Annotated in this window: 17 protein-coding genes; 3 read left to right on the top strand and 14 right to left on the bottom strand. The window is 39.8% G+C overall.

The window, feature by feature from the left end:
* Window positions 1–18: 18 nt before the first annotated feature.
* The 5 genes from ACYPZI_RS05410 to ACYPZI_RS05390 all read right to left on the bottom strand — a co-directional run bounded on the left by ACYPZI_RS05410 (window position 19) and on the right by ACYPZI_RS05390 (window position 10,733).
* Window positions 19–3,063: a SusC/RagA family TonB-linked outer membrane protein gene (locus tag ACYPZI_RS05410; protein WP_459599394.1), complete on the bottom strand. Its 3,045-nt coding sequence runs from the start codon at window positions 3,061–3,063 to the stop codon at window positions 19–21.
* 46 nt (window positions 3,064–3,109) lie between these two features.
* Window positions 3,110–5,728, bottom strand: a complete 2,619-nt coding sequence (locus ACYPZI_RS05405) for a glycoside hydrolase family 2 TIM barrel-domain containing protein (RefSeq protein ID WP_459599392.1) — start codon at window positions 5,726–5,728, stop codon at window positions 3,110–3,112.
* Between the two features lie 175 nt (window positions 5,729–5,903).
* Window positions 5,904–8,750, bottom strand: coding sequence for a helix-turn-helix and ligand-binding sensor domain-containing protein (locus ACYPZI_RS05400; protein WP_459599390.1), 2,847 nt, complete (start codon window positions 8,748–8,750; stop codon window positions 5,904–5,906).
* Window positions 8,751–8,836: 86 nt separating this feature from the next.
* Complete coding sequence (locus ACYPZI_RS05395; protein ID WP_459599388.1) at window positions 8,837–9,592, bottom strand: ISAs1 family transposase; 756 nt, start codon at window positions 9,590–9,592, stop codon at window positions 8,837–8,839.
* Window positions 9,593–10,271: 679 nt separating this feature from the next.
* The gene (locus ACYPZI_RS05390; protein WP_459599386.1) at window positions 10,272–10,733 is read right to left on the bottom strand and encodes a hypothetical protein; all 462 of its coding nucleotides are present in this window, start codon (window positions 10,731–10,733) and stop codon (window positions 10,272–10,274) included.
* Between the two features lie 78 nt (window positions 10,734–10,811).
* Here ACYPZI_RS05390 and ACYPZI_RS05385 point away from each other — a divergent pair, with 78 nt between their 5' ends.
* A complete protein-coding gene (locus ACYPZI_RS05385; protein WP_459599384.1) occupies window positions 10,812–11,015 on the top strand; it encodes a hypothetical protein in 204 nt (67 codons plus the stop codon).
* Between the two features lie 571 nt (window positions 11,016–11,586).
* On the opposite strand, the gene rsmG is transcribed toward ACYPZI_RS05385, so the two are convergent.
* The 4 genes from rsmG to ACYPZI_RS05365 form a co-directional block, all read right to left on the bottom strand.
* Window positions 11,587–12,207 (bottom strand): 16S rRNA (guanine(527)-N(7))-methyltransferase RsmG, encoded by a 621-nt coding sequence (rsmG, locus tag ACYPZI_RS05380; RefSeq protein ID WP_459599382.1) that lies wholly within the window; start codon window positions 12,205–12,207, stop codon window positions 11,587–11,589.
* The gene (locus tag ACYPZI_RS05375) at window positions 12,208–13,050 is read right to left on the bottom strand and encodes an RsiV family protein (RefSeq protein WP_459599380.1); all 843 of its coding nucleotides are present in this window, start codon (window positions 13,048–13,050) and stop codon (window positions 12,208–12,210) included.
* Between the two features lie 1,190 nt (window positions 13,051–14,240).
* Complete coding sequence (locus ACYPZI_RS05370; protein ID WP_459599378.1) at window positions 14,241–18,482, bottom strand: acyl-CoA dehydratase activase-related protein; 4,242 nt, start codon at window positions 18,480–18,482, stop codon at window positions 14,241–14,243.
* A 7-nt stretch (window positions 18,483–18,489) separates the two neighbouring features.
* Complete coding sequence (locus ACYPZI_RS05365) at window positions 18,490–19,125, bottom strand: TetR/AcrR family transcriptional regulator (RefSeq protein ID WP_459599376.1); 636 nt, start codon at window positions 19,123–19,125, stop codon at window positions 18,490–18,492.
* 188 nt (window positions 19,126–19,313) lie between these two features.
* Here ACYPZI_RS05365 and ACYPZI_RS05360 point away from each other — a divergent pair, with 188 nt between their 5' ends.
* Complete coding sequence (locus ACYPZI_RS05360) at window positions 19,314–19,739, top strand: GNAT family N-acetyltransferase (protein WP_459599374.1); 426 nt, start codon at window positions 19,314–19,316, stop codon at window positions 19,737–19,739.
* 19 nt (window positions 19,740–19,758) lie between these two features.
* On the opposite strand, the gene ACYPZI_RS05355 is transcribed toward ACYPZI_RS05360, so the two are convergent.
* Both ACYPZI_RS05355 and kdsB read right to left on the bottom strand, forming a co-directional pair.
* Window positions 19,759–20,325 carry a hypothetical protein gene (locus ACYPZI_RS05355; RefSeq protein ID WP_459599372.1) on the bottom strand — a complete coding sequence of 189 codons (567 nt, stop codon included), beginning with the start codon at window positions 20,323–20,325 and terminating at the stop codon, window positions 19,759–19,761.
* A 38-nt stretch (window positions 20,326–20,363) separates the two neighbouring features.
* Window positions 20,364–21,104, bottom strand: a complete 741-nt coding sequence (gene kdsB / locus ACYPZI_RS05350) for a 3-deoxy-manno-octulosonate cytidylyltransferase (protein ID WP_459599370.1) — start codon at window positions 21,102–21,104, stop codon at window positions 20,364–20,366.
* A 171-nt stretch (window positions 21,105–21,275) separates the two neighbouring features.
* Between kdsB and ACYPZI_RS05345 the strand changes: the two genes are divergently transcribed.
* Window positions 21,276–21,647, top strand: a complete 372-nt coding sequence (locus ACYPZI_RS05345; RefSeq protein WP_459599368.1) for a 2-amino-4-hydroxy-6-hydroxymethyldihydropteridine diphosphokinase — start codon at window positions 21,276–21,278, stop codon at window positions 21,645–21,647.
* 1 nt (window position 21,648) lies between these two features.
* On the opposite strand, the gene ACYPZI_RS05340 is transcribed toward ACYPZI_RS05345, so the two are convergent.
* The 3 genes from ACYPZI_RS05340 to ACYPZI_RS05330 form a co-directional block, all read right to left on the bottom strand.
* On the bottom strand, window positions 21,649–22,503 hold the full coding sequence (locus tag ACYPZI_RS05340; RefSeq protein WP_459599366.1) for a beta-1,6-N-acetylglucosaminyltransferase: 855 nt from the start codon (window positions 22,501–22,503) through the stop codon (window positions 21,649–21,651).
* Between the two features lie 30 nt (window positions 22,504–22,533).
* Complete coding sequence (locus ACYPZI_RS05335) at window positions 22,534–23,667, bottom strand: porin (protein WP_459599364.1); 1,134 nt, start codon at window positions 23,665–23,667, stop codon at window positions 22,534–22,536.
* A 147-nt stretch (window positions 23,668–23,814) separates the two neighbouring features.
* Window positions 23,815–24,681 (bottom strand): nucleoside phosphorylase, encoded by an 867-nt coding sequence (locus tag ACYPZI_RS05330; protein WP_459599362.1) that lies wholly within the window; start codon window positions 24,679–24,681, stop codon window positions 23,815–23,817.
* Between the last annotated feature and the right edge of the window lie 825 nt (window positions 24,682–25,506).

The following is a 25,506-nucleotide window of genomic DNA, read 5'->3' as shown; positions in this document are numbered from 1 at the left end:
GAATGTTTAAAATTAGAATTAAAACGAAAGATTAACACCAAATGTATAAATAGCCGGCATGGGATATCCTCCGCCATCTATACCAAAGGCTAAAGCACTACCTCCGATCTCCGGAGTATATCCGGAATTTTTATGCCATGTTTTCAGGTTTTGTATATTAGCATATACGCGTAATGATTTCAGGTGCATTTTATTCAACAATGATCTGTTGAATGAATAACCCAACTGTACATTGCGTATGCGAAAGAAACTACCGTCCTCGATGAAATAGGAAGAGGCCAGGTTATTAATTGCCCTTGAAGGATCAAGTATAGGCTCCCAATTGGATGTTCCCTCGCCATGCCATCTGTTCATATGATCTTTTCTGTAATTCAGTTGGGCGTAAGTTGATACATTTCCCCAATCGCGGTAAACTTCATTTCCATACACACCCATCATATCCACACTCAGGTCTATACCCTTATATGAAAGGTTAAGGTTAAATCCGTAAGTAAAATCGGGAGTAGGATTACCTATCATTGTACGGTCTTTGGTGGTGATTTTGCCGTCACCATCTACATCTTTAAATTTAAGATCACCAGGAGCTACAGCAGCCACAGTGTTTACCGGCGACTGAAAAATATCTTCTTCATTCTGATAAATTCCGATTACTTCATATCCAAAGAAGTGGGCGATAGGATAATTTGCCAAAGTTCTGGAGGCTCCACTATATTTTGCGTCGCCTTCGTCACGTCCCAAAGTTTCCACATTGTTCTTGATGGTTGTAAGATTAGCCCCGATAGAATAACGAAAATCTCTATTTGCAAACTTGTCATTCCATGTTGCAGAGAGTTCAACTCCCTTATTTGTGATTTCACCCAGATTTTCCAACGAATTTTGAGCTCCGGTGCGGGAAGATAATGACACTATGATGTCTTTGGTCCGTTTATTATAATATACTGATTCAATATTTAATCTTTGGTTCAGCAGGCTTGCTTCAAATCCGGCTTCCCATGAGTAGGTTTTCTCCCATCCCAGATTCTGTACCAAATACTGGTAAGTATAGCCGGGAATAATTTCATCCCCGAATACAGCGCTTCCTGCACTTGTAAGTGTGGGATAAGACGGATAATTATTTCCTCCCGTATTTTCAGAACCTAGTACTCCCCATGACCCTTTTATTTTCAGATAATTTATTATATTCTGATTTGCCATAAACTTTTCTTCCGATACGATCCATCCTGAACCTACAGAATAGAAATTATCCCATGTATTGCCTACTCCGCTGAAAACAGAAGATCCGTCCCTGCGATATGATGCATTCAATAAGTAACGGCTGTTATAGTTATACATAGTCCGTGCCAGATACGACATGGAGAAACGCTTCCACTGGTCTCCACTATTGTTAGCGGCGGCTGTATTGCTGAGAGAACTAAGCCACCACTTATCGGTATTATTCCCGGGAGAGAAATATATATCCTCAAGTTTTTGCGAACGATTACCTCCTAAAGAAGAGGATTCCCTATAATTGGAAGTGAAACCAAGCGTCGCGGTCAGCCCATGATTGCCAAACTTATTATCATAAGTTAAAATGTGGTCTTGCTGAGCAGCCAGATTGGTGGACTTACTCTGGCTAACGGTCTCGGTTTTGTTTCCAATCGCTTCTTTTTGTGATCCGCCTACTATATCGGGATTATACTCAAATATGATAGGAGAAAACCCACGGGATTCACTTATTCCATAATTCAGTGAGAATGTGGATCTGAAAGTGAAGTTATTCAGGAACTTTATTTCACCAAACACATTTCCTGCTATCCTGTGGTTCGTTCCCAGATTATGCTGTCCCTGCAACTCAACCGACCTGTACGGATTAGCAGCCTGCGCTCTTTGGAAATCCGGCAAAGAATGAACCAGTCTTTCCGCCACGCCTGTGACAGGATCTGTAAAATCGAAATGGGTAGGAGCGATAGGTGCAGCCTTTATAACCGACTCTACGCCTTTCGCGTCGGGAGGTAGCGTGCGTGAACCGTTAACCTGGTAACCAAACCGTAAAGCATCATTTACCTGATATTCGCTGTTCAGGTTAATTGTTATTTTACTGAGTTTTTCCGATTTGATAGAGCCTTCCTCGGTGGTATAACCAAGCCCAAGATAGAACTTGTTTTTAGCAGACGATCCGGTAATACTAATATTACTATTGCTGAGGAATCCTGTCTGGAAAATTTCATCCTGCCAATTGGTATCGGCTTGCCAGTCGGTATAATCAAAAGGTTTAGCTTTCTGATTGATTAACTGCTCATTGTATAATTCTTTGAATTCAGCGGCATTAGTCAATGGTAACCTGTCGGATATATGTTTCCAGCCAATGGAAGAATTAATATTTACGACAGTCTGCCCTTCTTTCGCACGTTTTGTAGACAGTATAATAACCCCGTTTGCTCCTCTGATACCAAAAATAGCCAAAGAAGAAGCATCTTTCAGTATTTCTATGGATTCTATATCAGCCGGATTCAGATAATTAATGTTATCTGTAAACAATCCGTCTACTACATACAACGGAGTATAACCGTTGATAGAGTTCGTTCCGCGTATACGGATTTCGGGGTCTTGCCCGGCCCTACCTGTATTAACAACCTGAACTCCGGCTACTTTTCCTTGGAGAGATGTCAAAGGATTGGTTGATGGTCTGTTGGCTATCTCTGTGCTGGCGATACTGGCTATCGATCCGGTCAGGTCCCTTTTCTTTACAGTACCATAACCTACCACTACCACTTCATCTAACATCTGGTTATCGTCTTCCATTGTTACATTAATTACAGACTTATTATTAACAGGAATCTCTACAGTCTTCATCCCTACAATCTTGAATATAAGGGTTGCGTTTGCCGGAACATTTTCCAGAGAATAATCCCCGTCTAACGAAGTTATTGTTCCGATTGTCTTCCCTTGTATACTGACTGTTACGCCAATAACAGGCTCGCCCGTTTTGGCTTCGGTAACTTTACCCGTCACAGTCCGGTTGCTTTGGGCGAATGCCAAACAACCTGCAAGTAACATACATAATAAAATTAAGTGTTTTTTCATATCATAAAAATTTAAAAATAGGTTTGTATAAGCTTTTCATATTTCTTTAAAGTTTTCTTATTTTCAGTGCATTTATAAAAGAATTCCCTTTTAGTTTTTCGAAGCGGATTATTATACTGCCGTCTGTTACCTCTACCATATACGTTTTGCTGATTGCCGAATTATTACCGCATTCGGCAAAGGGGCTAAAATCCTTATTTACAATCTTATCATTTATGTAGATATTAAACTGATTGTGGACTTGTTTCTCTTCGGTCTGTCCGGAAAGGTCGTATGCTTCTTGAGACGGGGCATTATACAAATCGGCAAAAGATAATGTCAGCTCATATATCCCATTCGGCAAATCGAAACGATAGGCTTCCGGATTTTCGCGTTTGGTTTGGAATAGCGGAGTATTGTATGTACCCTTAATATCACTAGTTGTCCCTATTCGCAAAGGATTCTTTCTGAAAATATCGCCCCCTGTATATCCCCAGCTCCCGGCAGTATATTCCTTATCAGGCAACCAGCAGAATCCACTCTTATCGTCTGTAAAGAAGCAATTGCTTCCGGCATTTATTCCCAAATCGAGATTTTCTGTATTTCTTTTGGTTAATTGTGCGGGTTGGAATACGACTTCTATATCGGCATAGTCCTCTATTATCTTACCATTGTACGTTCCTCTTACTCTCAGCAGATTTTTCCCTTCTTCCAAAGAAACCTGCCAGACGGCATTACAGTTATTTATTTCTTGCGGCCCAAGCTCCTGCCCGTTAACGGTGAGCGTGGCTTTATTGAGATTAGTATATACTTTTATCGATTGGACCACAGCTTCCGAATCGGAAATAAGCACCCGCTTTTTCCAGTCATTCGCGGCTATATGCAATACCGGAATATCTTTCCGCAGAAAGGATTGGAAATAATAATAAACGTCTTTAGGTGTTCTGTCGGCATAAACCAGTCCCTTGTTATTTATATGCGGCATAGATTCTTGCCGGGAAGCTGAACTGAAATCAATAAAATTCCATTCGGATGCGCCTATTATAAACGGACGTTTCATTATTGCGGGCAAATAATGTTCGAGGTAAAGCTGTTGCCATTGCATAGAGAAATCGAAAACCTGCGGATTCAGCGATTGTATCCTCTTATCCGACCCAGCGCCAAACTCACTGATAATCAAAGATCTTTCAGGATATTTCCGGTTCTCTTCGTCCACAAACCTGTCAAACGCTTTGAAATCGTTTTCATACCAGCCCTGATAGAGATTCCATCCCGATATGTCGGTTATTCCGGTCAATCCGATTTCATTATATATCTGGTTGCCATGGTATGCCATTACACTCAGACGCGAAGGATCTTCTTCTTTCAATATCTTCTCCAAGTCTTTAGCTAAGGCCACTGTTTTTTGATAAACATCATCCCGGCCTTCTTTTTTAACCCTGTACTGAACCTGTATAACAGCCTCGTTCATATATCCCCACATTACAACGGACGGATGATTATAATGCTGACGTATCATTTCTCTTAAAGCAGATTTCGCATTATCTGAAAAGTCAGCCGACGTGGATATAATGTCTACTACGGGAATTTCCTCCCATACAAGCAGTCCCAGTCTGTCGCATGCTTCGAGTACCGCATCATCATGCTGATAATGGGCTAACCGGACAAAATTAGCACCCATATCCTTGATCAGCTGCATGTCACGTCTGTGTATATCGTTCGATACGGCTATGCCTAATGGAGGCTGATCCTGGTGACGGCATACTCCCATTAATTTCAATGATTTGCCGTTCAACCTGAACCCTTCCTGCGCATCCACACTAAACCAGCGCAGACCAAAAGGAACTATGAGTTTATCTTTCAGTAACCCCGTCTTACTATCCTCCAGCATAGCCTCCATTGTATACAGGTAAGGATCACCGGGAGACCACAGATGAGGATTCGTTATCGTCGATTCTTTCAGCAGGAAAGGGAGGATGTTTCCTTCTGCTTTTTTTATAGTTTGTAGGTTTTCGGATACAACAGTACCTTTTTTATCCAATATTCTTGAACGAATATTTATTTTTTCTTCACCCGAGAGTAACGTTATTGTTCCATTTACCTGTATTACGGCTTTTTCGGTGGAAACATCTGTATTTATATATATACCCTTCGACGCATAATCATCGGGAGAGAAATGTTGCTTTCCGACAGTAATGAGCCACACATTGCGATAGATTCCGCCGAAGAGGGTAAAATCCCCCGAAAGCGGCGGAATATTTTCATTACGGTTGTCTACTTTTATGGTAATAGTATTTTGTGAACCATATGTAACTTTGCCTGTAATATCTACTACAAAAGCACCGTATCCTCCTTTATGCATTTTAACGAGAACATCATTTATATATACATCTGCCAAGGAATTTACAGCTTCGAACCGAAGGTACAGTACTTTACCTTCTTTTTCTTTCGGGATGAACAATTGTTTTTTGTACCAATGAGCCCCTCTTTTATAATTACGGTTACTATATGCGTCCTTGTTCCATGTATGCGGTATATTCACATTCTCCCAATTATTGTCAATTCCGGAATTTGATTCCGAAAATTTCCAATTATCGTTAATAGAGACTATTTCCCTTTGGGAATATATTATCTGATAAGGAAAAATGATAGATATGATAAATAAGAAAATGGAATATTTCTTCATGGTATGCGATTTAGATTCTGCATACGAAGTAAATGGCCATCTTATTCATTTCATAAAATAACGCCCTCACAAAAATACAATAGATAAAAAGAAATAAAAGTAGCTGATACGTCAATACTACTTCATCATTTTATATATTTCTGTAAATAAATATTTTACCGGAATTATTTAACAATTATCTAAAACGAATCATAAAATCTGTAAGGTCTTGCTCGGATGGAATATTTAACCTTTTGCGTAGCCTGTAACGGGCAGCTTCGATTCCTCTGAGGGATATGTTCATCATATTACTGATATCCTTTGTACTCAGGTTTAGCCTCAGGAGAGCACATAAGCGTAAATCGTTCGGAGTAAGATCGGGGTAACGCTCCTTCAGATTTCTGAAAAAGTTCTCATGAATCCTGTCAAAGTTTGACTGGAATAACGCCCAATCATCATCAGATGTAATGTTCTCATCAATAATGCGGATTATGTTATTAAAGAACTGCTTCGGAGTATGCCCTTTTTCCTGTTGTTTCTGCAATTCTTCTTTAATATGTATAAGGAATTCTTTGTTCTTTATACTCATCATCGTAAAATTGGCCAACTCTTTACTCTTAAACCGCAGTTCCGATGTTAATTGTTCTTTCTCAAGTTCTATAATTTGTTTTTGCTGATGCTCCAGTTCTATTTCATGCTGTCTTTTTTGTTCCTGAATTTGCCTGTTCTTTTTCTTGCTCGTGTAATTATAAACCGAATAAACTATAAATATTATACCGGCAACTCCTAATATAATATAGATCACTATTGCCAGATATGATAAATAATACGGCCTTTCGATAATGAAAGAATAATTTATTTCCGACAGGCTATCCTGGCTGTCATACAATTTAACCCGGAATGTGTATTCTCCATAAGGAAGCCTTGAATACTCTTTTTGCAGGTTTTCCATATTTTCGTACCAAAGCCCGGCTTCATCCAGCCCATCGAGTCTGTATCTTACATTCAGCGATTTTTCCCTGAAGGCCGGACAAAACAATGAAATACGGATATTGTTATTTTCGTAGCTGATCCTACTCTTCCTGTTCACCGGCAAGTAAAAACTATTTGCTCCGCTATTGTCCGATACGGATATTTCCCTGATATCCAACTTAAAAGCCAGAGAATCATTTATTAAACGGCTCTCATCGATATATTTAATCAACGCGCCGTTTAAAGCGAGATAGACCTCTTTCCCTTTGGTAATAAAGACATTGCCTCTCCCGTCTATCGGCGGGTTGTCGAATACAGATAATGATATCTGATATATAACGTTGTACCTGTTTTGAAAAAATTTTACCAGCGAATAATTTTTATCGCCAATAAACCAATACTCCGAACTGTTTCTCTGCACCACATTATAGCTGTTTTTCAAAGAAGGCAGATCCTCATTCAGTTTTTCATACGGGACAATTTTTTTACTGATATCATCATAGATATAAAATCCGTTCTCACCGGTGAATATAATGCGGCCGCTTATCTTGAATACATTTATTTTCAGATTTTTCTTTTCGTGTAATGTATCGAAAAACTCAATGTCTTCAACTTCCGTCAGGTTTTCATTCAGTTTGAGACGGAAAATCCCGCGATGCATATGCCCTGCCCAGATATTGCCTAAATGGTCGATTTCTACATGTTCTATCAGGTTAAGAAATTTTTCCACCCTGTTTGAATAATACCATTTTCCATTCTGGTCTTTACGGTAAATATTAAGGAAAGTGTAGGTGTTTTGCAGCAGGATTTCCTGATTGTTTATAGTACATTTTATGATATTCCTCGCTCCCCTTACCGAAGAAAGCGGGCTAACCTTCTCTCCTTCGATAAGGAAGGAACCTGTGTTGTGTCCACAGATGATTTGGCCGTCTATATTCGAAATACTCCATGTCTGACCTTCGCTTCCTGAAACAATTTTTAAAGCGCCTGTATTCTCCTGATAATAGTAAAGGCCCTGATTGGAGGCAATATATGACACATTATCCCCGATCAGCACATCATAGACCATACCGATATGATGGGGAGTAGGATCGAATGTATACAAGTTAGAGTTGGAATATATTTTTGCTAATCCGTTGTCGAGACCAACCCAGACATTGTTCTCACTATCACAATATAATCCTAATACGGTATTATTCATTAAGCCGTTTCCCGAATCCAGTTTCCATAATAGTTTACCATCATTATCCAAGGCATATACCCCGTTAGATAAGGTACCTATTACATAAGCAGAATCTTTCATTAGGATAACTTTATTTATAGAAGACGATTTTAAATCTTCATTTATTTCATTTCTCCAGATATTTGTTGTGGAATCTACAGGATTAAAAACAAATATTCCCTGATTGCGGGTAAACAATAAACTTTTATCCTTTATCGGCAGAACCCTGATAATATCATCATTACCATATTTTTCCCTATTTAATACCGGTTTAAAATCTCCATTTTTATACACCGACAGATTTCCATTAATTCTTTGAGAAAATATCTTATTATCATATATAAACATATTTAAAGGAGGAAATCCTTTGTAGACTTTCACTTCTTTACGCCCATCATATTCAAAATATGTAGAGAAATACTGAAAATATACTTTCCCGGAATATTCCAGAATATTCCATATTTCTTCATTTTTAAAAGAAAAATCGCCCAGCAGGCCTTTTAACGATATATATTGCAACTGATTAAAATCGTCTCTTATAAAGTAGCCGAACTCTTCATATGAACCTGCATACAAACGATTGTCGCTTGAGTAATAGACACAACGGACAATGTCATTGCTGGGCAAAGGATATAAACGCCAGTTTATACCGTCATACTCAAGTACCCCTTTATTATTTCCGAAATAAATCCTGCCCTGATTATCTTGCGTTACCGACCAGTTTTGATTTCCTCCCTGATATTCATGAACAGAATAATTTGTTATTCTCGGAGTTAACGGAAAACTATATACATTGGTAAAAGTTACAGAAAAGTAAAAAATACAACACAATAATATTGTTTTTCGCATCGGATTGATTTGTACAGGTTATTCATTATACAACAAAGTTATTATTTTTTTCGGAGGATGTACGCTAATACGCAGGTCAAACGCATCTAATTTTTAATCAGATTGATTAGGTAGTTGTTGTCCCATCCTGCTTTGAGTCTTTTCCCTCTGACACCAACTTTTGTTATTTTGTCGTTTTTCAACAGGTTTAAAGCTATCCGGTTTAATAAAGAGTAGTTTTGAGCAGCAAATCCGTTTCTTTTGCGACTTCTATCTTCATTGAAACCAACATCAAGTACCCAATGCAACGAGTTTTCAACACTCCAGTGAGCGCGTATGGATTGGTTTATGAGTTTAGCATCAGCCACAAGACTACTGATATAAAGCCGGATTTCCTTCTCTGTCTTACCACTGGATTTGATATAACGTTCCGATTCTATCTTTACCAAAGTCCTTAGTCCTTCCCATTCTTTCTTTGATTCAATCAGGGAAAGGTCATCTATAACCAGGCATCTGCGGGTTTCCACCCTCCCATGTCCACTATCCAGCTCTTCGTTGGAATCACGAATCGGCAGGAAACGAAAAGAATCCTCTACTTGTTCCAAAAGGTTTCCTTGATTGCCTTTGAGGGCCAGCAGATAATCAGCTTCTTTTTCTATGATTTTAGATGCTATGTCCTTTTGGCATCCCATGGCGTCTATCGTTACTTTAGACTTGCCGAATTCTTCAATCTCATTCCAGCCTTCTGCTCCACAAATTATAGAGGCAATGGCGATAAATAATATATCTTCAAGATCATGCTCGCGAGCTCTTTCTACACGAGGGTCCGTAAGGGTTGAAAAATAACGAAGGGGACTTTCCATAAAGCGTTTTCTTCGGAAAGACAGTACTTATTCCCGAATTAATAACAAATATTAGATGCGTTTGCCCTGGCCCCGTAAAGCGATGATAAAAGAAGAGAATAATTTCATCGGCAAAACAGAGCGGAGGGCTAATTAAGGGGCTTAGCCACATCTTTAAAGGAATATTCTCCTTATATTATTATTTATACGAATCAGTAGTCAAAGGAGTTATAAGTTATAAGTAGTAAGTGTTCAAAACTTATAACTTAAAACTCAGAACTTTTTAACTCCTGATTGACATTATTTATTATATAGAGTAAAATCTTCCTGAATTTCCATAAATAGATTTTTCATTTTTGCACAAAATAAAAGAGGAGGGTGTCCCAAAAGATAGTAAAAAATACTTTTGACACACCCCTCTCATGTATATGATCTGCTCTGTCCAGACATGCGCTCAACGAACCCTAATATTCAGCTACACACCGCACTGAAAACCCGTGTGAACGCACTGTGACAACACTCCTAGGTACCATGGTCTGATGGAAGTTCACGTAGTAACAGCCTTGAGTGGTACTAGCTGTGCTTGTAGAGTAGTGGCCGCTGATTCCCGTCATGTCTAAGTTACCATTAGTACCAAGACGGTCGCCAGCGGCAGGCAAAAATAAAGACGAACCTACCATCCAACCCTTATCAGTCCATGTCATTGATGGTGACGATAGGCTGTTATATATAGAAGCCCATTGTTTCTCGCTAGGCACTTTCCACCCTGGTGGACATGGGTCGTTATCAGCCTTCGGCATGTCTTACCTGTGAAATTACCTGTACCGGTTGTCGAAGGAATGTTTGTTACCGTAACGGTATAGAACGGGCTAGTAACGGGTGCCGCGCCACAGTTATTATTGCTCATCACGCAGTAGTAATAATAGGTACCTGCGTTTGATTCACTTGTCACCAGGGTATTGGATGTGCCCAATGCCGAGCCTCCGGCGGTGGATTTGACCGTATTCCGGTACCACTGGTAAGCCACCTGCGCGGAGCCGAAGCTGACGGCAACATGCCCCAGGGTAAAGGGGCTATCTGTTTTCACACTTTTATACTGGTCGGTGCTTGGGTAGAGGGTCGTCAGGTCGGCTTCCCTGCAATCCGTGCTTACGCTGGCCACGTCGCGGCGGCCGGTACCCGCGCCGCATGCATTGGCGACCACCACCTGTACAAACGCCGGCGAGCCCGCCGCCCCGTATTGGACCACGGCATAGTTGTCGTTTATTCCTCCACCGCTCAATATCGTGCCGTTACCGGTTGTCCAAGTGTAACTCTGTGCCGGCCCGAAGGTGATGGTAGCCTGGTAGGTGATGATATCCCCGGTGGTAGCCGTGTTCGGGGTAGCGGCCGACGACTCGAAGGTTACGGAAGGCTTTACAGGGTTGCCGGTGGCTGTCCCTAAAAAGTAGTCGCGCCAGTCATTGCGCTCTTGGGTAGATAACCGCGGCAGGCGCAGCCCGCCCTTGGTCGTCGCCGTGGAAACCTCCAGCACGGAAAAATCCCGCGGAGGTGTACCGTCACCGATAGTCACCTGTGATTGCAGTTGCAAAGCCATAAGGCATAACGCGCCTATGACCAATAGTTTTAAAGTTTTTTGCTCCATAATTAAATTACGGTTTTGTAAGTAAGTAATTTATGATAATTAATGCAACATTCTCTTTGTCATCCTGAGGCACGAAGGATCTTGTTCCTTAAAAGCGGAACTGACAAGAGATGCTTCCTATCGTCAGCATGACAAAAACGAAAATTATGTTGTAATAAATACTTTCCATTACTTATAATGAATAAAATAAAGGATTTATCTTTTCCCGGAAAAAACAATACAGGGCATATTCTGTTTTCATGCAGAATATGCCCTGTATTTTAAATCTTTTTTATTGAACAGCAAGCTTTGGTTGTAAAAGATTAAGGCTATTATTATTATTGGAGCGGGTGTTACATGTGGTTATACGTTGATAAAATTGTATTGATTACTAGACCAGAACGTATATAATTTTCTTCGTCTTAAAAAATTCTTCCTCAAAATACATTGACAAATCATCGGCTTCTGCCATCTTTTTAAAAGGAACCATCTCACTATCAAGATTGCCGCCTTTCAGACAAATAATCCCATTGGGAAGAGCATTCTGTTGCTCTTTGGAAATGTTTTTCTTTACGATTTTGACCAAGTCGGGTAGCGGCATAACAGCACGGCTAACAACGAAGTCGAACTTCCCTTTTTCTTCCTCTGCCCGGCAATGACGAAATTGAATATTCTTCAACCCGATAGCATCGGATACTTCCGTGGCTACTTTTATCTTTTTGCCAATACTGTCTACTAAAAGGAATTCACATTTTGGGAAAAGAATCGCGAGAGGCACCCCCGGGAAACCGCCACCGGTACCGACATCCATAATTTTAGTGCCATCGGTAAATTGAATTAACTTAGCAATAGCCAACGAATGAAGTACATGATGTAAATAAAGGTTCTCTATATCCTTACGTGAGATCACATTTATTTTCGAGTTCCAATCCACATATAGATCATATAGCGCTGTAAATTGCCTCTTCTGTTCTTCGCTTATATTAGGAAAATATTTAAGGATTATATCCATTTATTGCTTGAATAAAAATGAAATTGGAGAATCGGGTTTAAGGATCGCTGACAGCTCTGCAAAGGAGAAAGTAACTTGAATCTTACCCAACGAAGGCGCCGAATATTCTCCTTGGTTAAAGATATAGATCAAACCACTGTCATCCAGATAAAAATTGTTATTAGACGTGATATCTTCTATTCCCCAATAACCGAATTCGAGCAATTCTTCTGCCTTTTTTACGTTATTCTGCTCTATAATTTTACTGGTCAACATGGCATTTAAGACCTTCTTATAGTCGGGAATAAATATGTCTTGCTCTGTAACAACATTTCCTGTTTTCAGGTCTATCACAACGTTTTTATATAGAGTCGACGAATTGGCTCCACCCTTATAATCCATTGTAGATACCTGATAAGAAAGTAGTTTATTCTTGTCATATAATATTTTCGATTCTATCGATTTATAGAAAGAAAAATAATCTTCTGTTTCGCCCGACTCCGCCCAATCCGGAAACTGGACTTTTGCCTCGTCAATATAGTTCTTGATGTAGTCTTCGGCATACTTCTCCACTGCACTATCAGGACTCAATGCTTCATAACTTTCATCCTCTAAAATAGCATAATTAAGTTCACGCTGAATTTTAGATAGCACTCCCGCGTCGGAATATTTTACAGGAAAAATATATTTAACCTTCACTGTACACGACGGTTTCGTAGAATCATTATCCATGTGATATATTCTCGATACAGACAGTGAATCGTAAGTCACTTCATTTGGCGAATCTGCCTTTTTCGTCTCGCAAGAGAAAAAAGCTCCGAGCAAAATACATGGTAAAATAATCCGTGTAAAAATAGCCTTCATCTTCATCAATTATCAAAATGAAACATCTTGCAAATATAGAGGATTAAAAATTAAGAAAATCATTTTTAATATAAGATTTTAAATATTAAAAAGGTTACTATTTGAAAATTAGTAGGGCAACCGCATCAAAATTTAGACTCCTGCCGGAATAAACAGTCAGCAGTCAACAGTCAACAGTCAGCAGTCATCAGTAAACAAGTTGTACCTCGTATCTCGTCTACTCGTAACTTTTTAACTAAAATGTAACAAACCTCCACACTCATTTTTTAGCCGTTAGCCGATAGCTTTTAGCCGTTAGCCCCTTGCTCGCGCGGCTACCCTCTTTGTCATCCTGACCGCGGGGAAGGATCCCAATCCCCGGGAGACAGGAGATGCTTCTTGTCGTCAGCATGACAAACCAGAATTTAACTAAAAAGTAACATCTTCCACACTCTTTTCGTTTTTTACTTTCTGGATTGCTTCGGGCGAACCCTCGCAATGACGAGAGAAAAACTCCTTCCTCATTTTAACTAAAAAGTAACAAACTTCTACAGTTAACAGTTAGCAGTCATCAGTCAACAACTTGTACCTCGTATCTCGTCTACTCGTATCTTTTAACTAAAATGTAACAAACTCCACACTCAATTAGCCATTAGCTGTTAGCCGTTAGCTTATAGCCTTTGTCCCCTGCTGGCGCGGACTTCTAGTCCGTGTCTTGCTCGATAGAGCAAAAGGTTTGCTTCACAACACACAGACGGGACGTCTGCGCGAGCGTGCTAGTAGTTAGCGCTCAGAACTCATAACTTAAAACTCAGAACTCATAACTTTTTAACTAAAAAGTAACAAACCTCTACAGTTATTTTTTAGCTGTTAGCCGTTAGCTTATAGCCTTTGTCGCTTCGCGCCATTTGCCAATTTGCTAATTTTCAAATTCGCTAATTCTCAAATTCTCACTACATCTATAGATAAAACGAACACCGAACAATTTTTCACTTTTGGCTCCGCCGATTTTGCCTCGCCTTCGCTTCGACGATTGATAATTCAATTCACTTTTTCATGGATTGCTTCGGGCAAAGCTCTCAATGACGCATAAAACCAATACTTTACGCCATTGCGGGGAGACGTTGGCCGACGAAGCAATCCGGTAATTTTAATGTTTTCTACTTAACCCTTAAGCTGATAACGACCTGACTACTTTTACTACATTGACATTATATCATAAAGTGTAAACGATTCTGTAAGTTTACTTCGGCAATACCGCCGTCTATATCCAAATATAAGATATTCATATTCGGATAAATCTCCTTAATCCGCTTTTCTACCCCTTTGGCTACAATATGGTTGGCAATACACCCAAACGGCTGTAAACAAACCACTTTATTAACTCCTTTACGTGCATAATGGGCAATCTCTCCGGGAATAAGCCAGCCTTCCCCGAATTGATTGGATAAGCTCAAGACTTCCGATGCTGCTTCTGCTTTAGCATATATAGATTCAGACGGCTCATAGAATTTAAACTTACTGAGTATCTTTTCCGCTTTCTTCACTTTACTGTTTATGTACCACCAAATGAGAGGTTTTAACGTTTTAGAAAATATAGTTTCCTCATCCAATCCATTTTCGACATTCACTTTGCTGTTTACAAAAAACTGTATCAGGAAATCGAGTAACGGAGGTGTGGAAACTTCCACATTCTTCGAACGCAACCATTCTGAGATATTAGCTTGCGCATAGTTATTATACTTCACAAATATTTCCCCGATAAGCCCTACTTTAGAAAATACCCTGTCATAGACCGGCACATTGTTAAAATCTTCAACTGCCTCTTTCAACAAGCGATATAGCGTTTTCGGATTATTCGCCCGCACAGCGTCTATGGCTCTTTCTATGTAAAAGTCAAATATATTTCGCGATGCTCCGGCTTTCTTCTCGCGTACAGATACTGCACTATGCATTTGCTGTAAACCGTCACCGTAAAGAACTAAAGGCACAGCTATCTTAGCGATTTTTTTCCATTCCAATGTAAACTCACTCTCCCCGTTTTGATAGGTATCTCCCGACGTCAATGCTATCACGGGTATATCATTGAATCCGGCATTCTGCAATCCGGACTTGATTTGCGCGATATAGTTAGTTGCCCGGCACTGGCCTCCTGTCTGAGTGATTGCCAGTACAACGTCTTTCACATCGTAATTACCCGATTGCAAAACATTTATAATATCGCCAAGAATAAGTGTAGAAGGGTAACATACCTCGTTATTCCCATACATCAATCCCAAATCGGCAGATACTTTATTCGACTTAGGTAGATTCTCGACTTTCAATCCGAGTAATTCACCCAATGCAGGAGCAAATGGCGAAATAAAGTCACAGAGCCAAGGAATAAGGATTGTCTTGTGTTCATCTTTCGCTTTTTTATAGGGGACCGAGTAACCTGTATACTGAGAAGTATTTACTTCGGAAGCCTTAACAGCCTTTAAAGACTCGACTAACGAACGCAAGCGAAGGCGGATCGAACCCGGGCTGGCAATTTCATCGATACGAAGAACTGTTATATTCTTACCCACAGCTTTTAATATATCGCGTGTTTCGTCCATAAAGAACGAATCGGGACCGCAACCAAAAGAGTTAAGCTGTATCAACTGTACATTCTGAGGAAGTCGAGCTACCTCCATCGCAGCCTGTACTACCCTGTTCGGATACGACCATTGCGAAATGATATTCAACTTGCCGAAGCCATGACTTTCAGGCTTTCGGAAAACATCATCGGTAAGAACCAGTACCCCAAGGTCGGATAGTATTTGCCCTACCTTTTGGTGAATCAACGGATCGGTATGATAAGGACGTCCGGCCACTACAAATATTAATTCTCCGCTTTCAATGGCTTCGTCCAAAAGATTTTTCTGATAGTCGTACAATTCCTTTTTCAACCCGTTTTTTACATCTAATGCCTTCTGAAAAGCTTTTTCAAAGACAGATCTGGAAACACCAAAGCCGGACAAATAATTGAAACAACCTTTTGCTAAAGCCTTATCACTACTGAAAGTAATAACCGGCTCATCAAACGGAACACCGTGCCTGTTTTGCGGATCTATCGAACTTTTTATTACATCCGGATAACCACTTACAACAGGACAGTTGAACGAATTGGATGATTGCCCGAATTCTTTTTCTTCTTTCGGTACAATCGGATAGAAGATGCGGTCGACCTTCTGCTCTATTAAAGTAAGAACATGTCCATGCACCAATTTAGCAGGGAAACAGATATTGTCGGACATTACTCCTCCAATACCTTTCTGGTAAAGAGGGAAAGTAGATTCCGGAGAAAGGCGCACATTGAATCCACACTCCGACAACAAAGTATGCCAAAACGGATAATTGTCGAACATATTCAGCACACGCGGTATACCTATTGTCTTTCCACGTTCTATATTTTCTGCATTCACAGGACGGTTGAATAGTATTTCATTCTTCCTGTCAAAAGCATTATACCCTTCTTTTCTATCGGTTTTTGTAAAAAATACTTTTTCACACTTATTGCCCGCATAACTAATATTCCCGTTGCTAAACCTGAAACGAAGTACCGGACACATATTCGTACAGCCTTTGCAGGTTAACTCTTTTGAATCAATTGTACTTATATCAAACAATGCCTTCTCTCCGGCAAAAGATGTTTCGGTCTGCCTTTTCTTCCACAATCTCCGGCTATACAGCGCTGCACCCAATGCACCCATCAATTCGGGATGGTCGGTAGAACTTACCGTTTTACCCGAAAGCACCTCCAACGCCCGGTATACGGCATCGTTCCGGAATGTCCCCCCTTGTACTACGATGTGATCGCCCAACAGATTAAGATTCGATATTTTCAGAACTTTGAACAAACAGTTTTTCACAACCGAATAAGCCAGTCCGGCAGCAATATCGTCATTGCCTGCATTTTCACGAAGCGACTGTTTCACCTTTGAATTCATAAAGACAGTACAACGGGAACCCAGATCGCTCGGATATCCCGACAAACAGGCTGCACGTGAAAAATCGGAAAGCTCCATATCCATTGTCGATGCAAAATTCTGCAAAAAAGATCCGCATCCCGCAGAACAGGCCTCGTTCAACTCAATATTGGAGATTGTACCGTTACTGATAAAAATAGACTTAATATCCTGGCCTCCGATGTCGAGAACAAAGGACACATCCGGATCTACATATTGTGCACCTGAAAGATGGGCTATGGTTTCCACGATTCCATAGTCCAAACCGAAAGCGGACTTCATCAAATCTTCGCCGTAACCGGTTGCCGCCGACGAAAGGAATTTCACCTTCACCCCTTTTTCAGAGGCCTCCTCATAAAATAAGGATAGTCCTTCCATCACCTTTTTCAGAGGATTGCCGTCATTGTTTCCGTAAAACTTGTAGATGATATTCGCATCGGAATCCATCACTACTACTTTGGATGTCGTAGAACCCGAATCGATCCCAAGAAAACATTCGACCTCTTTGTAGTCTCCCATTTTTTTGAACTGCAAGGCCTTTATATTCCGGTTAGCTTGCCATTCAATATAATCAAGTTCATCTTTGAACAGTGGCTCCAAAGCGTCCTCATGGTTCGAAGATGTAGATATATTCAGTTTTTCAATCAGGTCTTTTAGTATAAAACTCGTAGTACTCTCTTCTTTGTAAAGCGCTGTTCCCCATGCCGGAAAATATTCTCCATTTTCGGGAACAATAAAATCAGCGTCAGCCATTTTCAGCACATCGCGGAAAGCATGACGCAGAGCCGGAATAAATGTCAACGGGCCACCAATGCAAATAACTTTCGAAACAATATCGCATCCACGGGCCAGGGTTGTGACCGACTGCAATGCCACTGCATACAGAATGGATGCGGAAATATCCGAAACAGGAATATTCCGGCTTATCAGGTTCTGTACATCCGTTTTGGCAAAAACACCACAACGCGACGCGATAGGATAAATTTTATCAAAATCCAATGCTTTTTCACCCAGTTCCTCCAACGAGATATTCATCAGGCTGGCCATCTGGTCGATAAAAGCGCCTGTACCACCTGCACAACTACCGTTCATACGAATGTCGGGATGCTTGCCTTCGGCAAAGAAAACCATTTTGGCATCCTCGCCTCCCAAATCGATTAGTGTATGTGCTTCACTATAGGAACTCTTCACAACCTCTACAGCTGCAACCACCTCTTGCACAAAAGGAATGCCAACCCGCTCGCCAATTCCCATACCGGCGGAACCTGAAATATGAATATCGAACAGGACATCGGCATATCGTTTATCAACCTCCTGTAATTCCTGCACCAGAGTCTGCTGTATATTAGCCTGATGCCTTTTATAGGTTTTGTATATAATCCGGGACTCAATATCTAATATAACGATCTTGACTGTGGTCGATCCCACGTCTATTCCCATTTTATATCGTAGTTTATTATTCATTCGTAGTTTAATTAGCTTTGTTGTCGGAAGGTTTCAGCGCATTCATCGTAAACTGGATCACATATTTCTCATGATCGGCTATCAGTTGGGTATATGTACTGTTTGGGATTTCCATAAGCGTCATGGCCAGATTGCCAAACATAAACGGAAACATGCACATCGATAATATATTCAGCAGGAAATCCGCAGCAGGTGTCTTTCTTATAGTACCCTTTTTTATCTCTTCTTCTATCCGTTCCTCTATCTTGCTGAAAGAACTATATGGATTCCGATTCTTTATTCTATGAGTAAGCCCTTCGGGATTTAAACTTACTTCGTTCAAAATAAAAGCCGCGATTTGCGGATATTCGAAAAGTATTTCGTAATAGGTATGTATCCACATCTCTATCAGTTCAAAGAATGGAAGGTCTGATGTTATAGTGGCAAATAACCTTTGTGTCAGAACATCTAAAGCCTCTTCGAATATGAGCTCAAATAAATTATACTTCGAATGAAAATAGTAATTTACCATTGCCACATTCGTTTCCGATGCTTTGGCTATATCCCTTACACTGGTACCTTTATATCCGTTTTTTATGAAAAGGACTTGTGCCTCCCTTAATATTTTCGCTCTTACGGCTGAGGAATCTTCATTGTTAAACATATGTTCTAAACGATTGTTTAATTGCAAAAATAGCAAACTCTATTTATCTAAACAAATGTTTAAAACATTTATTAGGATATAAAAAGCTTTCAGAGCTTCTTATTCGTCCGAATTTCTATCTTTGTTCAGAATTAAAAACTACAGCATAAAGCTGATCTGGAAATGATAGACTTCTATTTTATAAAGCCATGATAGAGATTAAACAAGTAAAGGATATTACACCCGAAGTAGTTGAAGCTTTTTCAATTTTAATCCCTCAACTAACAGCGAAAAGTAAAATTCCGGACAAGAAAAGTTTAGAAGAAATAATAGAGACAAAAAACACATATTTATTCATCGCTAGCAGCCCAAATATAGTTGGATCTATTACCGTAGTTGTAACAAATACTCCTTCCGGGCCAAAAGCATGGATAGAGGATGTCATTGTTGACAAGGATGCGCGCGGACAAAATATAGGAGAAAAACTTGTCTCTTTTGCAATAGATTTTACAAAGGGATTAAATGTATCCAGTATAAATTTAACATCAAGCCCCAACCGTGTCGCAGCCAACAAATTATACCTAAAATTGGGTTTTATTTTGCGGGAAACGAATGTATACAGGCTAACAATATAATTTCTATTAAGCAGAAGTTTTATTCTATTAACTCATTTTTAACTACCTGCATGTAAGAATAAGCAATACTATCTTTTCCTAGAGAAAGGTAAGATTTATCATTCCATAAAGTAGCGTAGTCATATTCATAAGTTCCGTCCTTCCTCGGACTATCGAAGAAGATAGTATCTCCATTTACTTTATAGTTTCCTTCAAGATGCATCCTTCCATAATCATACTCATAAGTATTATTCCCATAAAGGACTAACCAACCGTTATTACCTGCAACGCCATCTAAATATCCGACTAACAATTCTCCTTTATAAAGGACTTTTTTAGGAAGTAAACCTCCCGGAAGCAAAAAAGTCATCGCAAGTACAGCAATCATCAATACAGAGACAATATTGCGATACTTATCTTTCAATTTTGCTTGAAAACATTTGACCAGATTATACAGAGCGAATCCTATTATACATAAAAAAGTAATAACATATGCCAATAGTATTAGATCCGCCCATTCTCCGGTTTTATATAACCAGTAAGCAGAAGTATTTTTGTATAAAAAGAAAAAAAAGATTAAAACTAACTCGATCCTATATTTTTTCATAGTATAATCTTCTCTATATAATTCAAGTACTATTCTTTTTACAAAAAAGCAATAGCTTTTTCCATATCTCCGGGAGTATCTATGCCGATCGTTTCTACAGCAGTATATCCCACACGGATACGATAACCGTTCTCTATCCAGCGAAGCTGTTCCAATGACTCTGCTTTTTCCAAAGAAGATTGCGGTAGTTTGGTAATTTCACCTAATACGTCTGAACGATAGGCGTACATTCCTATATGCTTGTAGAAAGTATGCTTATCCAACCATTCGGTGTGGTGAGCATCGCGGATATAAGGTACAATGGAGCGGCTAAAATAGATAGCCTCATTCCTTTTATTTATAACAACTTTGGGAGAATTCGGATTAAATAAGACATCGAAGCCATCTTCCTTCTTAAAGGCTTTTACCAAAGTAGCCAATTCTACATCTTTACTATCGAAGCAATTTTTGAGAGCTTCTATTTGTTCCGGTTGAATAAAGGGTTCATCGCCCTGAACATTTATAACCACGTCGAAGCTTCCTCCTATTTTCGAGTATGCCTCTTGTATACGGTCTGTTCCGCTCCGGTGCTCGTTAGAAGTCATTACAGCCTTTCCTCCAAAAGACTCTACCGTATCGAAAACGCGGACATCATCAGTTGCTACCCAGACTTCATCCAACGCTTTTTTCACCTGTTCATACACGCGTTGTATCATTGGTTTGCCTGCCATATCTACCAACGGCTTACCGGGAAAACGGGTGGACGCATATCGTGCCGGGATAATTGCTATAAATCTCATGTTCGTTGTCATTATATACTATTTCAAGATTTAAATATTTAAAAATTTAAAGATTTAAAGATTGCTTGCTACTTGCTACTTGCTACTTGCTACTTGCTACTTGCTACTTACTACTATTAAGATAACAAAGATAAAGCTTTTTCAAAAATCGCACGTATCTTTGCAGACGTTATGAACAAAGCATTCATCAGCATCGGCACAAATGTGGACAGAGAGGCAAATCTGGCTCTTTGCCATGAGTTGTTAAACGGCGTTTTCCCCGAAATAACTTACTCCAATACGTCCATAACTACTCCGTACGGGAATACCTACAAAGATGATTTCCTGAACCAACTCGCTTTTGTTTATACTTCAGAAACGAAAGAAGAAATACAAAAACAGTTAAAGTCTATCGAGAAAAGAATCGGACGTACTGCTACTGATAAAGTAAACGGAAAGGTAAAAATAGATATCGACCTGGTGATGTGGAATGAGGAGATACTTAAGCCCGACGATATGGAACGCAGCTATATTGCGGATCTGCTACCAAGCCTGATAGATTGAATCACCATAATTCCCTTTCTATCTTTTCCAAAAGTTTTTCGCTATCATCATTGAATTTCCGGGCAAAATAGGGAAAGCGTTGTCCATATTCATCATTAAATCCGATATGAGTTTTAAGAAACTCAACATGTCGTTCTTCGATAGTTGCAGGTGGGACAGGCACTTCCCAATCGGTGTATGTCAAGCTAGAGGCTATATTTTCGTAAAACGGAGAGTTACCAATGATAGACTGAAAAAAAGCCTCGTCCGGAATTAAAGTATGACGAAAGAAATCCATATATCTTTTATCCTCATTTATTGTGTCCAAAATATACTGCACACATGGCCGGGTTAGCGCAAACCACTGTGTACCTGCATATATTTTGAATGGCGTTTTCCGTTTTATCTTGAACTTCTTGAGCAGGACTTCTATCAGGAATTTAGGATTATAATGCTTCAGATTTCGACGGTCATAATCAAAGTAATAATATTCGTATCGTTCGACAGGCCTATACAGCACGGGAACAGGAGCAATGTCGATATACTCTTTTCCCTTCTCCAACAAGTTATACAAAAACTTTCTTGATCTGATAGGATAATCTACTCCGCTTATTAATATGTAATAATCAGCATCCGGTGAATGAGTCGTCCCATAATCCAGTAAAGCCAGAGTAGCTTCTATCATAGTATAACCGCCCCAATTGATATTGATCCGGCCGGGAATAATACGGGCATTATTTGCTAAAGGAGTATAACTTTCCGTTACCTTCTTATCTATATGAATATAAAATGTACTGCCTGCATCATTCAAAGCCCCTATCAAGCGATCCAGGTGCCTGAAATTATTATGAGCAAGTATGAGATAGCAGATTTTCATGATGACAAATGTAGGCAAAAAATAATATCTTTAAAATACAATCTGTAGCTGTCCTAAGACTGTATTTGAATTGCTTGCCCCCCAACTTTTTGAATAATCGGAATAGGTATAGTTCAACTGTAAACGGCAAGGTCCATAGAAGTGATAATTTACACCTAAAGTATAATCGATAACCTCGCTGTTTATATCCTTATTCTGATTCAGATAATCCACTTTAGCAAAGGCATTCAGTTTTTTAGGAACAAAGTAATACATCCCCATTCCGTGAAGACCTTCTTTACTTATACCGCCATCGTTGGCAGTGATCCACTCGGCGCGGGCATACACTCTTTCGGTACGATAATCAGAACTTACAATCCAACGATTGCGAACATGATTATCCACTACAGCCCCTGTTGTCGTTGCATAACGCGCCTCACCGAAATAAGCTCCCCCTCCAATGCGGAATCCTTTTACAGGTTGCAGCAGGAGATTAGCAGCAAAATCTTTTGAATTATTATTTTCACTTGTATTTATTCCTGTGCCCTGGTACAAACCTACTTTATATTCCAACAGGTCGTGTGTTTGCGTTTTGAAGAGGTTACCATATGTCATAATACCGGCATCTCGTCCGGTATTGTTCAACCCATTCTGTCTCGCCTGTACATCATCGCCCATACCGATAAGAGCAGAGATGGAACGGGTATTCAGAACGCCTTCTATATCAGTAAGTGACATTTGATTTTCGAGAGAGAGGGGAGTTTTCATTTGCCCTGCCCGAAAATTAAATTCATTTGCAGGAGTCCACTCGGCATAAAATTCGTAAGGTCGAGGCTTTACAAATTCGGCCAGAATAAAATACTTGAGGTTCTTAGTCAATTCTCCCCGCATCGACACGAAAATAACTTTTGCCTCAGCATTATGTTTCACCGGCGACAAATCATTGTATCTGTACATAAACAAGCCATAACCACCAAAACGCATATACGGAGTATTGAATGCCTCCCTGATCTTATTCGTCGTTTGGCCTAATGATTTCTTTTGAGGAACCCGCAATGAATCAGCCTCACTTTGGGATAAAATATTTTTTTCTACGAGCTTTTTTAATAATTCATCATTAGAATCCTGTGCGGAGCCAAAAATGCAGATGCCACATAGGGATAATAAGAGTAACAGTTTTTTCATTTTCTATTATCGGTTAGTATTTTCAAAGGCGGCAAAAATAATGTTTTTTTCTGTATTATTTTGTCAAATGGAAAAAGTGGCTGTGTCAAAAGATAAAGCTCTCGCGATGACGTGTAAAAGACCTTTTGGCACACCCTCCTCTTTATATCAGATACGCTCAAGAACTTTCTTTATAAGGTCTTCGATCGAACCTTTATAATTTGCATTCGATTCTCCGGCTAAACGGTTTGCTATAATGGTACATACTGTCATGGCGCGGTGTCCCATTAAACGTCCTAGCCCGGCCAAAGGTGCGCTTTCCATTTCGTAATTGGTTATTACGTCTTCACCGAATTTAAAAGATTCGATGCGGCTATTCAGATCGGGATTTGCCAGTGGCATACGCACATATCGTCCCTGAGGCCCATAGAATCCGATCGCAGAAATAGTAACACCCTTTATCATATCGTGCCCTATGCGTTCCACTAATTCCTCATCCGCTTTTACTACATAAGGAGCGCAATGTTGAGGATTCCAGCCTGTATGTTTTTTGAAAGCGTCTTCAAAATCCAGTAATGAGACTTTATCCCGACCTTCATAATAATTCAATACACCATCGAACCCGACCGATTTGGCGGCAATAACATACGAACCTATCGGGCAATGAGGCTGTAGACCTCCGGAAGTTCCTACACGTACCATTGTCAGTTGTTTGAACTCTTTCTTTACCTCGCGTGTTTCGAAATCCACATTGGCAAGAGCATCCAACTCTGTAATGACTATATCGATGTTGTCCGGACCAATGCCATGCGACAAGGCGGTAATACGTTTTCCTTTGTATGTACCTGTGATAGTACGAAATTCGCGGCTCTGAACTTCGCATTCTACGCTATCGAAGAACGAAGCGGTAAGTCCAACCCTGTCAGGGTCGCCCATCATTATTATTTTATCAGAAAGTTGTTCCGGTTTTATATGCAAATGAAAAGCACTGCCATCACTGTTAATAATCAACTCTGATCCTGGTATTATTCTCATGACTGTTAAGTTTAAATAGATACAAAGATATAAAATTTTCAGTAAACAGTCAGCAGTCATCAGTCAACAACTTGTACCTCGTATCTCGTCTACTCGTGACTTTTTAACTAAAAAGTAACAAACTTCTACAGTTAATTAGCCATTAGCCATTAGCCATTAGCCATTAGCCATTAGCCATTAGCCGTTAGCTGTTAGCCGTTAGCCCCTTGCTCGCGCGGCTACCCTCTTTGTCATCCTGACCGCAGGGAAGGATCCCAATCCCCGGGAGACAGGAGATGCTTCCTGTCGTCAGCATGACAAACCGGAATTTAACTAAAAAGTAACAAACCTCTACAGTTAGCAGTAGTCAGTAGTCAGTAGTCAGTAGTGAGCGCTCAGAACTTAAAACTCATAACTTTTTAACTCCTGCTTTTCGTTTTAACTAAAAAGTAACAAACCTCTACAGTCATCAGTCAACAACTTGTACCTCGTATCTCGTCTACTCATAACTTTTTAACTAAAATGTAACAAACTCTACAGTTAATTAGCCATTAGCTGTTAGCCGTTAGCTTATAGCCTTTGTCGCTTCGCGCCATTGTTAGCTGTTGACTGTTATTGTCGCTTCGCGCCATTCGCTAATTTTCAAATTTTCAAATTACCAAATTGTCTATTATAGATAAAACCAGCGCCGGACAATGTTTTATTCTTCATTTTTAATTCCTACGTTATTAACACCCATAGAGTAATATAAGATAACTATCTAATAATGTGTCATCTACCCTGTTTATAAACTTGTTTATAACTTGTTCATTCTCTGTTAATAACTTTTTAGGACTTTTAAGTGGG

The sequence above is a fragment of the Dysgonomonas reticulitermitis genome (genome assembly GCF_054601275.1).
The sequence above is the reverse complement of the archived record's forward strand: the minus strand, read 5'-3'. Positions and strand labels throughout refer to the sequence as shown.